This is a genomic window from Armatimonas rosea, assembly GCF_014202505.1.
GTDB classification, from domain to species: Bacteria; Armatimonadota; Armatimonadia; order Armatimonadales; family Armatimonadaceae; genus Armatimonas; species Armatimonas rosea.
In genome coordinates, this window is the sequence record NZ_JACHGW010000006.1 from 119,725 (window position 1) to 136,383 (window position 16,659).

Here is a 16,659-nt window from a genome sequence, read left to right on the forward strand (position 1 = left end):
CGCCATAAAACGCCCCTGGCAACGAATCTTGCCAGGGGCGTTTTCGTGACTGCTTGTTCCGCTGTCGGAGCAGGGATATAATCTCTTAACACGATGACTCGAGGCCAGTGGTTCACTCGCGGAAAAGAAAAGGCACAGTCGCACACCCTGGAGGTCCGTCTTGGGCGGCGTACCAAGGCGCTTGCCCCAACCCTCTCACCCGGTTGCCTTGTTGTGATCGATCACCCCGACCTGGATGCCGTTGCCGCCCAGATGCTCCTTCGTGCACGCCCCGCGGCCATTATCAACTGCCAGCCGTTTGTCACCGGGCGCTATCCCAACCGTGGCCCACGTGTGCTTCTGGAGGCGGGAATTCCCCTCTACGAGCTACCCGGCTGTGATCTGTTTGGGGTCCTCAAAGACGGGGAGCGGCTCCGACTCTCCGACCGGCGTCTGGCGGATCTGGAGCTCTTGACGCTCCCTCTCTTGGAAGATCGCTTAGAGGCCGCCCGGAAAAACCTGGATGCGGAGCTCCAGCGCTTTGCCCAAAACACGCTTCAGTTCCTGGAAAAACCCGAGGAGAGGGCGCTTCTCTTGGAGACGGGCGCGCTGCCGACACTGAAGACAAACCTCACCGGGCGGCATGTCTTGGTGGTGGTGCGCGGGGAGGGCTACGAGCAGGACCTGCAGCGCCTGACCAGCTACCTCCGCGAGCAAAAGCCCGCCGTGATCGCGGTCGACGGAGCCGCCGATGCCCTCCTCGCGCTGGGGGTCCGCCCGGAGCTGGTTCTTGGGGACATGGACTCCGTGAGCGATGCGGCGCTGCGCTGTGGCGCGGAGATCGTGGTCCATGCCTACGCCGATGGCCGCTCGCCGGGCAAGGAGCGGGTCGAGGCGCTGGGAGTCGAGGTCACGCTCTTTCCGACAGCGGGGACGAGTGAAGACGCCGCCTTGCTCCTCGCCTATGAAAAAGGGGCGGACTTGATTGTTGCGGTGGGCACGCACTCCAACCTGGAAGACTTTCTGGACAAGGGGCGCGGGGGCATGGCGAGCACGTTTCTGGTGCGCCTCAAGGTAGGCAGCCGCCTAGTCGATGCCCGCGGGGTCTCCCGCCTCTACGGCAAGCACCCGTCGGCCTCGCCCCTCCTCTTCTTCCTCTCCCTCTCCGCGCTCTTTCCCGTGATTGTCCTCGCCGCCAGCACCGAGTGGGGGAAGAACGCCTGGCAGCTCATTAACTTCTGGCTCCGCTCGCTCCATCGCTAGTGGCCCGTGTGGGTCAGGTACACTCGGGGTATGGAATTTGTCTTTGATCATGTCGCGCAGGTTGTCCCCGATATCTCCGATGCCGTGGCCTGGTATGTGGAGCATGTCGGGGCGAGCGTGCTCTACCAGGACGCGACCTGGGCCTTTGTGGAGGCGGGCGGGGCGCGGCTGGCGTTTGTGGTGAAGGACCAGCACCCCAATCACCTCGCGTGGCGTGTCTCGCTGGCGGAGCTGGAGACGCTGGCGGCCAAGCACGAGAAGGCGATCAAGACCCACCGCGATGGGACGCGCTCGTTCTATCTGGAGGCGCCTGGCGGGACGCATGTCGAGATCATCACGTGGGACACGGTGCCCCAGTGAGACAGGCACCGCGCTGGCCGAGGGCCCGGCTACCGCAGCACCGGGGCAGGTTTGTCGTGGCATCGCACCGGGGCACCCACACGCACGACCCGGAGAACAGCCTCGCCGCGCTGGAGGCCGCGATTCAAGTCGGGGTGGACTTTGTGGAGTGCGACCTGCGGACCACCAAAGATGGCCACATTGTCATCCTCCACGATAGCACAGTGGATCGGACGACCAATGGTAAGGGAAAGCTCGCCGAGCTGACCCTCGCCGATGTCAAGGCGCTCACCCTCCGCGACTCCCGCTTCCCGGAGCGCACGCGTGAGAGCATCCCGACCTTTGAAGAGCTGCTCCAGACCGCCAAGGGGCGCATGGGCTTCTATCTCGACTGTAAGGCGGTCGATCCCGAGCAGGCCTTTGCCCTCGTCAAGCGCTACAAGCTCACGGAGCGTGTCTTTGCGTATACGTCAACCGAAGGGGCGGTGGCGTGGAAGAGAGCCGCGCCCCAGGTCTGTGTTATGACTAGCCCGCCGGAGACCGCCAAGACGCCCGAGGGGATGATTGCCTTCCTGAAGGAGTGGCCCTTTGAGCTCCTGGATGGCCCCTACAACCTGCCCCCCGAGACGATCGCTGCCGCGAAGACGCTGGGCACGGAGGTCTGGGCCGATATCGAGAACCCACGGGAGAGCCCGGCGCAGTGGGAGCCCGTGATCGCCCGCGGGGTTACCGGCCTCCAGACCGACCACCCCGCGGAGCTAATCGCCTACCTCAAGTCGGTCAAGCGCCGGTGAGGCTCCAGTCGTTGGCAAAGAAGCCTGCCTCTAGGACGCCGCCCATGCCCTCGGTGAGCATCTTGGACCCGAAGACACACCAGTCCGGGTAGGGGGTCCCCGACGTGAAGTAGGCAACCCGCTCGGTGAGGCGCAGGCCCGGCAGGCCCGTCCCCCCAATCGCCCCGATCAGCCCAACTGCGGAGTCCGGGCGGGGATAGACAAAGAGGCAGGCAAGATCGGGCTGGCGCAGGGCCTTGCTCTTATTGCCAAAGACGATACCGTCGCGGTGGACTTTGATCGGGCAGGTGCCAAGGAGCTGCTTCCAGAGCCGGTTGGTATCGGCGTTGCCGTAGAGAATCACGCTCCGGTCCCGCTCGCGCTTGGGATCGAACTCCGTGTCGGGGAGGAGGTCCGGGGAGGCGTTGCCGCGGTAGAGGAACTGCTCGGCATCGAAGCGTGCCTTGGCGTAGCTCCAGGCGTTCTCCTCCGGCGAGCCTGCAGTGCCGTAGACCAGCACAAAGCGCTGCGTGAAGGCCTGCTTGAACGGCCCCGAGCGCAGGTTACTCTTGGCGAGGGTCGGCAGGGCCTTACGCGTCGTCTTCCAGTCCGTGCCGGAGTTCTCTAGCGTCAGTGGGCCACCGTCGTGCTTGAGTGTCTGGCCATCGACGACGATCTCGCGAATCCCGGCGAGACCCACCGAGAGCCGCGCCGCGTTCTTGGTTGTCCCTGTGAGCTTGCTACCCTCCCGACGAAGATTAAACGACGAGACTTCTAATGCAGCGGTCTGCTGCTCCAGAGTCGCCCAGGCGTTGGTGGCGCTGACCGCGGGGTTGACCGTCACGAGGGCCGCCGTCTCCGGGTGCTCGTCGCGGCGGCAGGCGTTGAAGAGGCGCACCATCGGGGGCCAGTCCACGCAGGCCGCACCCGGGGTCTTGGGGTCGTTGTCCCACCAGTGCCCCGCGCCCGGCTCTTCGTGCCAGAGGAGCTTGGGGTGCCCAATCGCCTCCAGCTCCTTGCGCATGGTTCGGGCCTCACTCACCGGGACGTTGTCGTCGGCATCGCCATGCACCACGTAGATCGCGGTCTGCTTCAGGTTCTCCTTGAAGAGGAGCGTATCATACTGGTTGGCCGCGCGGCTAAAGGCAGCCGTGACAGGGTTGGTGCTCGCGACACGGTTGGCACCGCCGTAGCTGTTGAAGCTGATCCAGCCCGCGCTCGGCCCGATCACCGCAAACTGCCCCGGAAAGAGCGAGCCAATCGACCAGGTGCCGTGTCCGCCCATCGAGTGGCCGGTGAGGTAGCGCTGGGTGGGGTCGTGGGGGTAGCGCTTCTGGGCATCGGCGAAGACCTCCAGCGCATCCAGGCGGCCCCAGTCCTCCCAGTCGAAGCCGTAGGGGCGGCGGTTGGTGGCGGCGGCGAGGGTCGCGCTCTCCTTGGAGCCATAGGCCTCCGCCTGACCCTGTGCCTGCACACTGGCCCCGTGGAGCGAGAGAATCAGCGCATTGTCTGGGGCGGGCTTCTGCGCCGGATTGACCGCGTAGTACTGCACCGAGCCATCGACATTGCTGATAAACGTCCGGCGGTGGGTGAGGGTCGGCTTGCGAACCCGGAGAGAGATGCTGGCCGTCGCGCTGCCCACTTGTAGGGTCACGGGCAGCTCCTCACCCATGAGCCCCCGCGGAGGCACGAGCTGGAAGGCGGCCTTTCGGACACTCAGTGGCGGCAGAGGAGGGATCGGGGTTACACGGCCATTGGCGAGAATCTTGAGCCCGCGCTGGGTCTTCTCGCTGGCATTGACCACGACCACGCTTCCCCAGACCGGTGCACTCTCGCCCAGGACAAGATCGGGCTGTGTCAGCTCTGCCGTATTGATCGAGATCTCGGAGGTCACCGGCACGAGCTTGCCCGCGAAGCGCCCCCGGCCTACTGGAAAGAGCAGCTCGTTCTTGCCCGCCTTGAGCCGCACGGGCACAGCGATCCGGTTGTCGCTATAGACATCCCCGATCCGGGGTTCGCCATTGACATAGGCCATGCTATGCCCACTGGCCGCCAGGAGAAATGTCTGAGGCGCACTGAGTTCCACCGTGAAGCGCAGCAGACCCAGCCCGCGCCCGGAGAACTCGCCGCTCTCACTGGACTGAATGGGGGACCAGGCGATACTCTCCAGCCCCTCTTTGCCGATTATCTTTGCCTGGAGGTTGTCCGCCGAGAAGGCAAACCGCCCGCCCCGTCCGCCACTGGGCGCGGCCACGAGGCCCTGCCGAAACTCAATCACACCTTGCTTCATGCCAGGCATTGTACCCGAGGCGAGTATAATGCTCTCGTGCCCGCTCCACTCAAGACCTTCCTCCTCGCGCTCCTGGCGATCTCCGCCTGTGTCGCGGGGATTGCGTTCAAGCCCTTTGGGATCGCCTTGACGGTCGCCTGTCTGGGAGTGGGGGTGTGCTCTTGGCTGATGCGGCGCCCGATTGCCGGGTTCTGGCTGATGCTGGTCTTCTTTCCGATCTACCCGCTCTTCCGCGCGTGGGCGGAGCTCAACCTCCCGACTGTCTTGATGGGGATCAAGTTCTGGCCCGATCTGCTCGTCGCCTTGATCTGGGTCTCGATTGTGCTGCGTGCCACTCTGGAGCGACGGCGGCTGAAGCTCTACGGCGACGACTGGCCCGCCCTTGTCTGGGTGGTGAGTGTGGGCTATGGCTCGCTGATCGCCTTTGAGAACCAGCACCCCTTTGTTCTGCTCTTTGGCTGGCACTATGCCTTGCCGCCCGTGATCGGCTACTTCGCGATCCGCCAGATTCGCCCCAGCGCCCGCGAGGCCGCCGGCCTGGTGCGCCTGCTTCTGGTGACCTATGTCTGTCTGGCCGTTCTCTCAATCGCCGACTATGTCTTTCGCCCGGAGTTCACGGCCAAGCTCGCCCAGACCGCACGCCCGGAGGTGGCGAAGTGGGCGATGCAGGTCGATGACCAGATCAGCAGTGCCGTGGACTTCTGGAAGCGCTACGCCCGCATGCAGTCGCTGCTCTTTGAGGAGAATGTCTTTGGCTCGCTCTCGGCCTTTGTCTCGCTCTACTGCCTCTCGTGGTTCACGCTGAGCCGGCGAGCTGTGGGGCGGTACTTCTGGCTCTGGGGGCTCAGTACAGCCGCGCTCTTTCTCTCGGTCTCGCGGGGGAGCACAGTGGGCTGGGTGGTCGGTGTGGTCGTGCTGATCCTGCTCTGGCGACGCTACTCGTGGCGACTGACCGTGGCGCTGGGCTCGATCACGGCGCTGGCAGCGGGGCTCTTTCTCTTCTTCACAGACAACCCCAAGGTGAAGTTCTGGGTGCAGATGATCGAGAACACGGGGGCACTCGACGGTAAGTTTGGCCAAGACCGGGCGCACCAGTGGAACGCGGGGCTCGATATCTTCGTCCGGCACCCGTCGGGGATGGGCCTCGGCTCGGTGGGGTATGCGGCGTCGCGCTCCGGGGCGGCCTCGACTATCGTGGCGGATGGCAACTACATCGCCTACCTCGCCGAGCTAGGAATCCCCGGTGCGCTGGGGCTAGTCGCGATGCTGATCGGCCTCTTCTGGGTGCTGGGGCGCTGGCAGCGCACCACCGACGATCCCGGCCTGAAGGCACTGGGAATGGCGCTGATCGCCTATCTGGCCGGTGAGTGTGTCCACGCGGTGAGTGCCAATGTCTTTGAGTACTACTACACCTGGCCGGTCTTTTGGCTCCTCGTGGGGGTCTATGTCTGCCGCTGCGAGGCGGGCACAAAACCTCTCCCACCCCCTGCCCCTCCCTCTCCCGGGCGTTCGTACCTCACTGGGAAAGAGAGGGGAGCTCATCTGGTTTGTAAAGCCCCTTTCCCAGCGAAGAATGAGCGCCCGGGAGAGGGGGTGGGGAGAGGTAATTAACCGTGCGCGTCCTGTTTGTCTCCTGCGACCCCCTCGACGGTGCCGTCACCCGCTATCGCTGCACCCACCTCGCGGAGGCGCTGAAGTCTGCCGGCCACACCGCCGATGTCGCCACTATCTACGACCCCGTGATTCGCCTGGAGCACGATATTGTCGTCCTGCACCGTATCTGCGCCAACAGAGAGGGCCAAGCCCTCGCCGACGCCGTCCGAAAGTCCGGCGCAACCCTGATCTACGGCGCGGACGATCTGGTATTTGAAGAGGGGCTCCATCTGGCGATGCTTCGCCAAGCAGATGGGGTGCTGGTCTCGACAAATGCTCTTGCGGAGTTTGCGAGCGAGGCGGGTGCAAAAGACGTTGTCGTTGCCCGAAATGTTGCCGATGCTCGACAAATCCCCATGTTGGCATTGTCGCCCGATCTACAGGCTAAATTTCTTAACCTAGGAGGGAAAGTTCGGCTTTTCTACCCGTCAGGAACCCCGACACATGATGCAGACTTTGCTGTGATTGGTGAGACATTAAGCGCTCTTTTAGGAACCTACTCTGAGCTTCGGCTGGTTCTCATGGGACCACTCACTATTCCCGAGGCTCTCAGATCCAGGCAATCACAGATTCTAACCTTACCGCTGATGGACTGGGACAACTTCACAGCAGTGATGCGCTGGACAAATATCGTCCTGGCTCCTCTTGCCCAAACTCGCTTTAACCAAGGCAAGAGTGAGCTGAAATGGCAAGAAGCGGCAATCCTAGAGACCGCGACGGTTGCAAGCAACTGGGGTGGTTTTGCTGAGTCGGTGCGGGATGGCGAGGATGGTTTCTTAGCTTCCACTCTTGATGACTGGTCACAAAAACTATCGGAGCTTATAGAAAGGCAAGAGCTCAGGGACACAATTCGTTGTGCTGCTTTCGCACGGTTACAACGGATGCGTGAGGAACGCAATGCCACTCTGTTTGAGCAATTTGGATTGTGGGCGGATTTAGGCCCGATCCATCTGACTACGGTCTCCAATCCGCGCGGGTTCGCTAAAGGAATGGTGAAAAGGACGTTGCGGAGGCTGAAGGCATAGATGCAGCTCTCCATTGTAATTGTCACCTACCGCTGCAAGGACGACGTGCTCAAGTGCCTGTCCTCGCTTTCCCCTCGTTCTGGGGGGCAGGGGGCTAGCCAAGTGATCGTCGTGGATAACGCCAGCGGCGATGGAACGGTCGAGGCGGTTCGAGAGCAGTTTCCTGCTGTCTGTGTTCTGGCGCTCGACGAAAACATTGGGTTCGCGCGGGCCAACAACCTTGCCGCGCAACACGCAACGGGTGAGTTTCTGCTCCTCCTCAACCCCGATACGATTATCCCCGAGCCCGGCACGCTGGAGCGCTGCGTGGAATATCTTGCCGCACAACCCAGCGAAGTCTGTGGGATGACCTGCCGCGTGGAGTCCACCGATGGCTCGCTCCAGTGGGAGTGCGCGCGGCGCTTCCCGACGGTGTTCTCGGAGTGCGCCAAGGCGTTCTTTCCCTATCGCCGATGGGATGCGATTCCACGCTTCGACGAAACGAAGGCACAGGCAGTTCCGTGCGTGCTTGGAGCATTTGTCTTGCTTCGTCGTGCTGCCTGGGAGGCGGTGGGGGGCTTCGATGAGCAGTTCTTTCTGATGTACGAAGATGTCGATCTGTGCCGAAAACTCGCGAGCCACGGCGGCAAGCTGCTGTACTGGCCCGAGGCGCGGATTGTCCACACGGGCGGGCAGTCGTGGAAGACGGAGAAGCCGCGCACCTACGCCAACACGCATCTCTCGTCGCTGCAGTATGTCGCCAAGTACTGGCCCGGCTCCGAGCGGGGCGTGAAGGGTGTCTTTCGGCTTGCGCTGGCGCTGAAGAAGCTCGCAACACGCGGCAACCCCGACAAGCAAGCCATGATCGCCGCGGCACAGGAGGCGCTTCGGTGAAGCTCCTGTATGTCTCGACCCTGGATCACATTGTCTATGTCATGCTGCCACAGCTCGATGGGGCACGAGCGGCGGGCTACGAGACCCATGTTGCGTGCCAGTTCACGCGCTTCAAGGACGATGCCGCGCAGCACGCCGACTTCCTCCACCCGCTCTCGGTGCAGCGCAATCCGCTCGATCCCCGTAATATCTGGGCCCTCGTGCAGCTTGTACGGCTCATCAAAAAGATCCAGCCCGATATTATCCATTGCCACAATCCCAGTGGCGGGCTGCTTGGCCGGCTCGCCGCGACCTTGGCAGTCCCTCCCGCCCCCAAGAAGGGGGGAGCTCGAAAGCCAGTGCGGGTCTATACGGCCCATGGCTTCCACTTTCATCCCCTCGGGGGGAGGCTTACCAATGTGCTCTACCGGGCGATTGAGCGCTTCGCGGGGCGCTTTCTCTCCGACGCGGTGCTGACAATAAATCAATGGGACTTCGAGGAAGCGCAGAGGCTGATGCCGAAAGATCGCGTCTTTGCAACCCATGGGGTGGGGGTCTCGGTGGAGGTGTTCGACCCGGCAGGGGTGCCCGCAGAGACGCGTCAAGCCCTCCGCGCCGAGTTTGGGGTGCCCGACGGTGGGCTCTTGATTACCTGTATCGGGGAGCTCTTGCCGCGCAAGAACCAGAAAGAGGCGCTTGCAGTTCTGGATCAGGTACGGAAGCGAAACCAGGAGCGAGCTCCGGTGCTGGTGCTGGTCGGCGATGGGCGGGAGTGGGAGGCGCTTCAGGCACAGCTTGCGGGCGGGGACAAGGCGAATGTTCATCTTGCGGGGTTCCGGCGCGATACCAAGGCGATCCTCGCCGCGTCCGATATCTTTCTCTTTCCCTCCCTCCAGGAAGGACTTCCGTGCGCGGTGCAAGAAGCTCTCTGCATGGAGGTTCCTGTCGTGTGCTACCCGATCCGGGGCTGTGTCGATCTGGTGGACAGTGGCTGTGGCCGAATTGCAAAAGAGCAGACGGTCCAGGCGCTTACCGCCGCCCTTGAGGAGGTTCTGGCTCTGACCCCCGACGAGCGCAAGGCTCTGGGGCGTGCAGGGCGTGAGAAGATGCGCCAGATCTACTCCCGAGAGCACTGTATCGCCGAGTGGCTAGAGATCTACAAAACCCTCGGAGTGGCCCCATGATCGCCCTCGTGACCGGTGCCAGTGGCTGTGTCGGCTACGCGCTCTGTGAGGCCCTGCTCGCCGATGGGGGCTTTCACGAAGTCCGTGGCCTCGTCCGCCGAGCCGATGCCGAGCTTCCCCCGGGAGTCGTGCGCGTTGTCAGCGACCTCTCCTGCTGCGCCGATGCCGACGTCATCTTCCACTGCGCCGCCCTCGTGCACCAGCCAGACGCCGCGAAGGAAGACTACCACAAGGTCAATGTGGGCTTCACCGGGCAGCTCCTCGATGCCTGCAACCCGGAGCGCCCGCCGCGCTTTCTGTTCTTCTCGACCGTCGCGGTCTACGGCGAGAGCACACCGCGCACCGGAGTCGCGGAGGACGCCCCGCCCGCGCCGGCAACGCCCTACGCCGCCTCCAAGCTCGCCGCAGAAAAGCTCATCGACCGCTGGGCCGACGATGTCGGCGCGGTTGCCGTTCACCTGCGCCTCGCGACCGTCTACGGGCCACGGGATCGGGGCAATATCGCTAAGCTAGAGACTGCCATTCGAACAGGTCGCTTCTTTATTCCGGGCGATGGGCAGAACAAAAAGACCCTCTGCGCGGTGGAGTACGCCGCCACTGCCGCGATCGCACTGGCTCGCATGGGCTCGATGGCCGTGGCAGGGAAGCGCTTCGTGATCGCCGATGCCGCTCCCTACACGCTCCGGGAGATCGTGGTGGCGCTCGGGGGGAAGCCCTTTGCCCTACCGCTCCCCCTCGCACTGCTTGCGGCACGGGTGCTCAAGGGCCGCACAGGCGTTGCCCAAGTCCGAAAGCTCGCGGCGGACAATGTGTACCGGGGATCCCTCCCGGCATCCCTCCCCCCGGCCCCCTCCCTTCGCTCTGTTTCCCGCTTCGCGGGGACGAAGGGAGGGGGAGACAGAGGGGGTGGGTTCCCCTTGAGCACTCCCCCGCCTCGTTCCTCGGCACCCCCTCTCCTCCCGACGAAGGAGGAAAAAGAGGGAGAGGGGGTCGCGGAGTGAGGAACGAACGAAGCGGGGGGAGTGTTCGTACCCTCTACCCCGCCCTCATCAAGCGCCTCGCCGACTTCGGGTTCGCTCTACTCGGCTTGGTCTTTCTCACGCCACTCTGGCTCTTGCTTGCCCTGCTGATCCGCCTCGACTCGCCTGGCCCCGTGCTCTTTCGCCAGCGCCGAGTCGGGCGAGGGGGCCACGAGTTTGTCTTGCTCAAGTTCCGCTCGATGCGCACCGACACCCCCAATCTCTCGACTGCCGAGCTCCGTGCCTCCGGTCTAGAGCCCTATACCCGAGTCGGTACGTGGCTCCGCAAGACCTCCGTCGACGAGCAGCCGCAGCTCTGGAACGTGCTCAGAGGGGAGATGAGTATTATCGGGCCGCGCCCCGCGTTGCCATCGCAGACCGAGCTAAATGCCGACCGTGAGGCACGCGGGGTCCACGCGCTCCGACCGGGAATCACGGGCTGGGCGCAGGTCAATGGCCGCGACAACCTCACCGATGACGAAAAAGTACGCTTCGATGCGGAGTACCTAGAGCGCCAGTCTCTCGGCTTCGACCTGTGGATTCTCTGGCGCACGCTGGCGGAGGTTGCCACGGCACGCGGTAATAAGTAGGCTATCCGAGCTCGGCGCCGTAGCAGCGGGCGAAGTAACCGGCCTGGCTGAGATCGAGCTTGGTCTTGTCAAATGTCACGGTCTTCAGGTCCACGCGATCCAGAGTCGCCCCCCGCAGATCGGTCTTGAGCAGCGTTGCTCCTGCTAAGCTGGCCTCCGTCAGATCGGCGTTGCTCAGGTTAGCCTCGGTGAGGTCGGCGCCGTAGAAGTCGGCCCCGGCGAGCTTTTGCCCACTGAAATTTTGTTTCTTGAGGGATTGGTGGCGAAAATTAACAAAGCTCAGGTCGCAGTCGCTAAAGGTGACGCCTCCCAGATCGGCGCTGGTAAAGTCTGAGCCCAGCAGGCGGCACTCCGAAAAACTAGCCACAAAAAAACTAGCTCCCACAAAGCGGCAGTTTGTGAAGTTACACTGGGAAAACAGCCCCGCATTGAGCCGCGCCCCCGAGAAATCACACTCGTCGAAGTGGCACCCGGTCAGCTCCGCCTCCTGAAAGTTCGTACTCAGAAACTTGCATCGCGAGTACTCCTCGCCCTGCCAGCAGACCTCCACGAAGCTCTTGTGGGAAAAATCCAAGCTCACCTGACTCACAGGCCCCACCGCCTCACTGGTCTGTTCCCTCCCTTGTCGCGGAGCGACTTCGAGGCCGAAGGCCAGCAGCGAAGCGGTGGGGCCTCGTTCATGAGGCCGCCGTGAGGTCGTCAGGGAGGGTGAAGGTGGTCTTGAGCACCTGCGTAACCCCCGTCTCCGCCGCCGCGTAGCCCGCCTCGATAATCTCGATGACGTGGGCGGCGTGGTCTGCGGTCACGATCGACGGCTTGCCCTCGCGGATCCAGCGCACCAGCTGCATCGTGTCTTCGTAGACATGGTGCTCACCCAATTTGCCGTGCGCGGCGTACTTGCCGGCGACGTGTGGGGTCACTTGCAGCGGGGAGAGCCCCTCGGCCTTACCGGGGTAGTCAATCGGCTCGCCGTTCAGCTTGGTGCCGACAATCTGCCCCTTCTCACCGAAGTAGCTGGGCTGCCCAAACTCGCTCACCATCCCGGCAAAGGTTCCGTGGATAAAGGCAAAGACATTGTCGCCAAAGTCCGCCAGAATGACCGTGTTGTCGTCGGCGTCGCACTCGTAGGCCTCGCCCTTGAAGTGACGAGTCTTGATCCCGATCCCCGACATCGCTGTCACGCGCTTTGCCGGTCCCAGGACCCCTGTCAGCGAGTGCAGCGCATAGACCGTCATGTCGTAGAGCGGGCCGCCACCGGGCTTGCGCCAGTACCAGCTCGGGTTGATATTGGTGAGCGGAGAGTCGCCGGTGCGGACCCCCTCGTTCTCATGGTAGGCACCAAACGCAGCGCCGGCCACGGCCCAGGAGAGCTTGCCCAGGCCACCGCCACGGACAATCTCACGGATCTTCTGGTTGGTGGGGCGGAGCATCTGGCCAGGGGAGGCGACCAGGTGGACACCCTTGGCCTGTGCGCGGGCGATCAGGTCGAGGGCCTCGCCACTGGTGACCGTCATGGTCTTATTAAAGTGAATGTGCTTGCCCGCCTCGATCGCCTTGATGCCCTGCTGGTAGTGCAGCCCGATGGGGGAGCAGATAATCACCATATCGACATTCGGGTCCGCGAACAGCTCGTCCTCGGTCTCGTAGGCGGCAGCGACACCGTACTTCTCCGCGGCGGCTTGGGCGCGGCCGGGGGCGGGGTCACAGCAGGCAGCCAAGTGAACCTGGTCCTGCACGTCTTCGAGAATGAGATGATCCAGGGCGCCACGAATGCCGATACTGCCGCATCCGACGACGCCGATTCCAACACGCTTGCTCATTTGCTTTTTCTCTCCTGCGGCAGTGCACACCTGGCCCTGCCCGGTCTCGTTTCGCCAAACACGGGCCGGATTCCTCCCGCCACAACACCGGGATCGCGGGGGGAATTAGCCTACATTTTTGGTGGAGATTTACCGAATATAGGAGGGAAACCTATGAGATTGACTGAGCGCTTACGTGGATTTGTAGGAAAGGGGACCGCTGACGAGCCTGCCCCTGTGATCGAAGCGACACCGGTGGCCTCACCCCCACCCGCCCCCGTCCCGCCTCCGCCTCCCGCCGCCGTGCCCGCAAACGTGACGGTCGAGGCGGCGTACGCCATGCTCCAGGCCTTCCCCAAGGAGACCGAGGATGCCCAGCGACTCCCCGCGTTGCGCGCTGCCTTGGCCGCGACGGTCGAGGAGAAGAATAAAACCCTCCAGCAGCTCTTGGCGGAAGTGTTGCAAGAGAAAGCGCGCATCGCGGGCCTCTTGCAGAACCAGGACAAGCACTTCGAGCTCCAGGTTCAGAAGATCACCGAGGCGGTCGATGCCCTGTGGGACAAGCGCGATAAGCTCACCGAGCACCACCAGCGCGTGACCCTTCAAGGGAAGGAGCGCCTTGATGGCCTCGACCAGCTGATCCAGTGCCTGAGCCTCACCGACGACACCGCGCCCAGCCCGATGACCCTCACGACCATGACCCCGCCTAAGGTAGAGCTGGTCGAAGAAAACGACGAACCGGTAGTGATTCGGATGCCCATGATGGAGCTCCGCCCGCTTGGCGAAGACCAGTCGTTCGAGTCGGTGCCGGAGCCCGTGGAAGAGGCTCCTAGCAACCCCCGCAAGCTCTACCGTAGCGCCGCTTAGAGCGCCCCCGCCGGGAGCAAGACCGCCCTGCAAGGCGCGCCATCGGTGGGGAGGCTCAGCGGCAGGCAGACGAGGGTGTAGGTTCCCGCCGCAACGCCTCGTAGGTCCAGCCCCTCGACAATAATCACCGCTGGCCCCAGTAGCGCCCGGTGGGTCTCGGGGTTGCCGCCGTAGAAGGGGCCAATCGAGAGATAGTCCGTCCCGATCAGCTTGAGCCCGCGCTCTACCAGGTACTGCGCGGCGTCCTCGGTGATCCCGACATAGTTCGAGAAGAACCGGCTCTCGTCGAGCTTGCCATCGTGGATTTTGCAGTGCAGTAGAAGCCGCGTGACCGGATTCGGGAGCGCCTGCGCCTCGAACCATGCCTTATCCAGCGGCCCGTCGCCATCGTAGCAGACCACGGTGCACTCCCCGATCAGGGTGTTGAGGTCCAGCTTGTCCACCAGCCCGCCGCCTGCCACAAAGTGCCGGGGGGCATCGAGGTGGGTTCCGGTGTGGCACCCAATCGCCATGTCCGTGACCTGGACTTCGTCGCCGGCTTCGTGGCTCTTGACGATCTTTAGCTTCACCGGCTCGTGCCCCGGCCAGACTGGGAAACCCTCACGAAGGGGGTAGGAGATATCGCGGATGTCTAAGTTGCTCATGAGAGAGACAGTTCGACAGGCGCGGTGGGATTCCTGCTCTACCCGGCACTTAGGGTCGGGATGGTCTTGAGGAGCGCGTGGCCGGCGGGGAGAAGGCCGCGCGCGACTCCCGCATAGTCCTTCACGACGGTGCCCGCTTGCTCATGGAGGCGCTTACGCTCCACAATCCCCTCGGTGACCGTGCTCTCTGCGGTCGCGAGGGTGTCGGCGGCGGCCCGTAGCGCGTCGATCCGCGCCCGGAACTGCTCCAGGGTAATGTGGACGATCCCATTGTTCTCCTCTAGTGGGATGCGCAGGGGGAGTTTTGCGGCTGGCACGCGGGCTTGGGGCAGGGCATTGACCCGCTCCCAGACACTGGCGATATCGGTGTAGTTTTCCAGCAGCACGGCGGGGGCACTGGTGATGGCAAGGAGTGTGGGGAGCCCGTAGAGATCGGGGGCGTTCTTTGCCAGTCCCTTGAGAGAGAGGCGTGCCTGCTGGGCGACCGTGTGAGCCGCCCGCCGTGTGGCATCGCGTGTCCCTTGCGCCGCCGAGAGCGCATTTCGCTCTACAGTTACGGCAGTCTCGGCGTCTTGAATGCTCATCGCAAGGTCAATCGCTACATCGTGTGTTGCACCATCGGGCAGAAGGACTCTCTCTCCTAGTGCTGTCTCGACCTTATCCCAGTGGGTGATGGTCTTATTTAAAACGGGTAGGTTATTAACGGTCTTTGTTGTGGGCATAGTAGCTCCCTCCATTGTAAAGCGTTAGTATAGTATACAATAGAGTGTGTACACTTTGCCAATAACCCTCTCCTCCTAGATGGGCAGTGTGTACCGAGGTATGGTAAGTCTTTTCTAAAGCATGGGCAGCTCGCCGCTACGATGGGCCGACTACCCCGTGACATAAAGAGACCACCCCGAGGCATGGGAAGAACGCCGGTGACATGGGCTGACTACCCGACAACTTAAAGTGCCTAATATTTTATTTAACTAAGGATGTTGGCCCACTGTATACTGTTTAACTTGTTCGGTAAGTAATTTCCAATAGTCAGGTTGGTAGGTAGATGGTCTGCCATTACTATTAGTCCACGTTGTCTCCGTGCGCTTTGCATCTTTGGGAAAATCCACCCAGAACACGGAGTCAGGTATGTGTACACTTGTCTCCACCTCCATTTGTGATTTCCCCTTGTCTAACTCTTTAATTTGAATGACCAACTCCGTCTCTGGATCATAATAATAATTCTTTGATCCTATACGGGCAACACGTAGCTGCTTTCCATATTTAAACTCTGTTGGGCGGTTATCACGGGTGCGAAATAGCAATATAGGAATTGTGTTTATGGCAATTGTTTTATATCTTTCGTATGGTGAAACTTTTATCTCTGGCATGTGAGTTATTGTCACGGTATTTAGCGATTTGTTATAACTAAAGTTAGTGTGATCTGCGTAAATGTCGATAGTTTCTAGTCTTCCTTCCATGTCGAGAGTATTAGTCCTGATCTTACCGCCTCTGTGCCAGCTTTCAAGACGTAAGACCCGTTCCGCTTTTTGTCTATTAGTGCTGGACAGATTGTATAGGTACAAGCGGGTATGATAGCCCACTGGAGCGAGGTTTTGTTTGGCAATCTTGAGCGCTGTTGGGACATTGTGCCCGATCCATAAAACTGCGAACACGGCAAAGATGTGGCGGAACTTGAGCTTGTAGCCGGTGACGGTCGGGGTGAGGGGGGTGAGGTTCTCGATGCGCTGGCTTAGCTCCGGACGGACAGGCTCGGTGGGGAAGGCGGCTTGGAGAGACTGGGTTTGCTCAGGCTCGGTCATGGGGTGGACTCCTCGGGGAGAAAGTGGGCGGCGGTGCGCGCAAAGACCGTGGCGCGGGCGCGCTGGATGAGGCTATTGACGGCGGCTTCGGACTTGCCCAGCACGGTGCCGATCTCGGGCATGGTGAGGCCATCGACATACTTCAGGAGCAGGGCGTCGCGCTGGTTGGGCGGAAGCGCAAGCACGGCACGCCGGAGCTGGAGCGCGTCCTCGGCACGGAGCGCGTGTGCCTCGGGGGTGGGGGCGCTGTCGGGCGGCTCGGGGAGGGACTCGACCAGGCTCTCGCGGCGGCGGTAGCGCTTGCGGTGCAGGTCGGCGACCTTGCGGCGGGCGATCCCTAGGAGCCAGGCGCGGTGCAGGGACGCATCGGCGGGGCAGCGGGCCACCGACGAAAACGCGGCGGCGAAGGTCTCGGCGGTCGCGTCCTCGGCATCGTCGCGGGTGGGAAGCCGCCGCCGTGCAAAGTCAAAGACCGTGGCGAGGTGGGCGTCGCGGAGCTGGACAACCACCGCGCTATCTGCGGGCGGCGACGAGCGCGCAAAACTACGAAAGGGGCGCCGGAGCAAGAGCTGGTTCACTA

General features: G+C 62.5%; 17 protein-coding genes. 10 read left to right on the forward strand and 7 right to left on the reverse strand.

Annotation, left to right across the window (positions count from 1 at the left end; all coding sequences use genetic code 11):
* Positions 1–93 precede the first annotated feature (93 nt).
* From steA to HNQ39_RS25600, 3 genes are read left to right on the forward strand one after another with little or no spacing between them, the layout of a single operon-like run.
* The gene (steA, locus tag HNQ39_RS25590; protein ID WP_184203438.1) at positions 94–1,242 is read left to right on the forward strand and encodes a putative cytokinetic ring protein SteA; all 1,149 of its coding nucleotides are present in this window, start codon (positions 94–96) and stop codon (positions 1,240–1,242) included.
* Between the two features lie 30 nt (positions 1,243–1,272).
* Positions 1,273–1,602: a VOC family protein gene (locus HNQ39_RS25595; RefSeq protein WP_184203439.1), complete on the forward strand. Its 330-nt coding sequence runs from the start codon at positions 1,273–1,275 to the stop codon at positions 1,600–1,602.
* Between the two features lie 56 nt (positions 1,603–1,658).
* Entirely contained in the window at positions 1,659–2,375 is a 717-nt protein-coding gene (locus tag HNQ39_RS25600; RefSeq protein ID WP_184203440.1) for a glycerophosphodiester phosphodiesterase family protein, read from the forward strand.
* On the opposite strand, the gene HNQ39_RS25605 is transcribed toward HNQ39_RS25600, so the two are convergent.
* On the reverse strand, positions 2,362–4,644 hold the full coding sequence (locus HNQ39_RS25605) for a carboxylesterase family protein (protein WP_184203441.1): 2,283 nt from the start codon (positions 4,642–4,644) through the stop codon (positions 2,362–2,364). The two genes, HNQ39_RS25600 and HNQ39_RS25605, sit on opposite strands and share 14 nt — an antisense overlap.
* Positions 4,645–4,680: 36 nt before the next feature.
* Here HNQ39_RS25605 and HNQ39_RS30735 point away from each other — a divergent pair, with 36 nt between their 5' ends.
* The 6 genes from HNQ39_RS30735 to HNQ39_RS25635 are packed head-to-tail and all read left to right on the forward strand — an operon-like array spanning position 4,681 to position 10,967.
* Entirely contained in the window at positions 4,681–6,255 is a 1,575-nt protein-coding gene (locus HNQ39_RS30735) for an O-antigen ligase family protein (RefSeq protein WP_184203442.1), read from the forward strand.
* A gap of 2 nt (positions 6,256–6,257) precedes the next feature.
* A complete protein-coding gene (locus tag HNQ39_RS25615) occupies positions 6,258–7,322 on the forward strand; it encodes a glycosyltransferase (protein ID WP_184203443.1) in 1,065 nt (354 codons plus the stop codon).
* Positions 7,323–8,195 (forward strand): glycosyltransferase family 2 protein, encoded by an 873-nt coding sequence (locus HNQ39_RS25620; protein WP_184203444.1) that lies wholly within the window; start codon positions 7,323–7,325, stop codon positions 8,193–8,195. It begins immediately after the preceding gene.
* Positions 8,192–9,358 carry a glycosyltransferase gene (locus tag HNQ39_RS25625; RefSeq protein ID WP_184203445.1) on the forward strand — a complete coding sequence of 389 codons (1,167 nt, stop codon included), beginning with the start codon at positions 8,192–8,194 and terminating at the stop codon, positions 9,356–9,358. The genes HNQ39_RS25620 and HNQ39_RS25625 overlap by 4 nt, the downstream gene beginning before the upstream one ends.
* A complete protein-coding gene (locus HNQ39_RS25630; protein ID WP_184203446.1) occupies positions 9,355–10,359 on the forward strand; it encodes an NAD-dependent epimerase/dehydratase family protein in 1,005 nt (334 codons plus the stop codon). The genes HNQ39_RS25625 and HNQ39_RS25630 overlap by 4 nt, the downstream gene beginning before the upstream one ends.
* Positions 10,356–10,967 carry a sugar transferase gene (locus tag HNQ39_RS25635; RefSeq protein ID WP_184203447.1) on the forward strand — a complete coding sequence of 204 codons (612 nt, stop codon included), beginning with the start codon at positions 10,356–10,358 and terminating at the stop codon, positions 10,965–10,967. Before HNQ39_RS25630 ends, HNQ39_RS25635 begins: the two co-directional genes overlap by 4 nt.
* 1 nt (position 10,968) lies before the next feature.
* Here the strand turns inward: HNQ39_RS25635 and HNQ39_RS25640 are convergent, their stop codons facing one another.
* Positions 10,969–11,556: a pentapeptide repeat-containing protein gene (locus tag HNQ39_RS25640; protein WP_184203448.1), complete on the reverse strand. Its 588-nt coding sequence runs from the start codon at positions 11,554–11,556 to the stop codon at positions 10,969–10,971.
* Positions 11,557–11,644: 88 nt separating this feature from the next.
* A complete protein-coding gene (locus HNQ39_RS25645) occupies positions 11,645–12,787 on the reverse strand; it encodes a Gfo/Idh/MocA family protein (RefSeq protein ID WP_184203449.1) in 1,143 nt (380 codons plus the stop codon).
* 216 nt (positions 12,788–13,003) lie between these two features.
* Here HNQ39_RS25645 and HNQ39_RS25650 point away from each other — a divergent pair, with 216 nt between their 5' ends.
* Complete coding sequence (locus HNQ39_RS25650; RefSeq protein ID WP_184203450.1) at positions 13,004–13,633, forward strand: hypothetical protein; 630 nt, start codon at positions 13,004–13,006, stop codon at positions 13,631–13,633.
* Here the strand turns inward: HNQ39_RS25650 and HNQ39_RS25655 are convergent.
* From HNQ39_RS25655 to HNQ39_RS25670, 4 genes are all read right to left on the reverse strand, one after another.
* Positions 13,630–14,277 carry a cyclase family protein gene (locus HNQ39_RS25655; protein WP_184203451.1) on the reverse strand — a complete coding sequence of 216 codons (648 nt, stop codon included), beginning with the start codon at positions 14,275–14,277 and terminating at the stop codon, positions 13,630–13,632. The two genes, HNQ39_RS25650 and HNQ39_RS25655, sit on opposite strands and share 4 nt — an antisense overlap.
* Before the next feature lie 38 nt (positions 14,278–14,315).
* Positions 14,316–14,999, reverse strand: a complete 684-nt coding sequence (locus tag HNQ39_RS25660; RefSeq protein WP_184203452.1) for a hypothetical protein — start codon at positions 14,997–14,999, stop codon at positions 14,316–14,318.
* Between the two features lie 249 nt (positions 15,000–15,248).
* Positions 15,249–16,079, reverse strand: a complete 831-nt coding sequence (locus HNQ39_RS25665; protein ID WP_184203453.1) for a hypothetical protein — start codon at positions 16,077–16,079, stop codon at positions 15,249–15,251.
* Positions 16,076–16,657 carry a sigma-70 family RNA polymerase sigma factor gene (locus tag HNQ39_RS25670; RefSeq protein ID WP_184203454.1) on the reverse strand — a complete coding sequence of 194 codons (582 nt, stop codon included), beginning with the start codon at positions 16,655–16,657 and terminating at the stop codon, positions 16,076–16,078. The genes HNQ39_RS25665 and HNQ39_RS25670 overlap by 4 nt, the downstream gene beginning before the upstream one ends.
* Between the last annotated feature and the right edge of the window lie 2 nt (positions 16,658–16,659).

What these genes read in the sequence shown, in the direction of transcription:
- steA (WP_184203438.1), top strand. Translation starts at nt 94, where the DNA reads ATGACTCGAGGCCAGTGGTTCACTCGCGGAAAAGAAAAGGCACAGTCG.
- HNQ39_RS25595 (WP_184203439.1), top strand. Translation starts at nt 1,273, where the DNA reads ATGGAATTTGTCTTTGATCATGTCGCGCAGGTTGTCCCCGATATCTCC.
- HNQ39_RS25605 (WP_184203441.1), bottom strand. Translation starts at nt 4,644, where the DNA reads ATGAAGCAAGGTGTGATTGAGTTTCGGCAGGGCCTCGTGGCCGCGCCC.
- HNQ39_RS25620 (WP_184203444.1), top strand. Translation starts at nt 7,323, where the DNA reads ATGCAGCTCTCCATTGTAATTGTCACCTACCGCTGCAAGGACGACGTG.
- HNQ39_RS25630 (WP_184203446.1), top strand. Translation starts at nt 9,355, where the DNA reads ATGATCGCCCTCGTGACCGGTGCCAGTGGCTGTGTCGGCTACGCGCTC.
- HNQ39_RS25645 (WP_184203449.1), bottom strand. Translation starts at nt 12,787, where the DNA reads ATGAGCAAGCGTGTTGGAATCGGCGTCGTCGGATGCGGCAGTATCGGC.
- HNQ39_RS25655 (WP_184203451.1), bottom strand. Translation starts at nt 14,277, where the DNA reads ATGAGCAACTTAGACATCCGCGATATCTCCTACCCCCTTCGTGAGGGT.
- HNQ39_RS25660 (WP_184203452.1), bottom strand. Translation starts at nt 14,999, where the DNA reads ATGCCCACAACAAAGACCGTTAATAACCTACCCGTTTTAAATAAGACC.
- HNQ39_RS25665 (WP_184203453.1), bottom strand. Translation starts at nt 16,079, where the DNA reads ATGACCGAGCCTGAGCAAACCCAGTCTCTCCAAGCCGCCTTCCCCACC.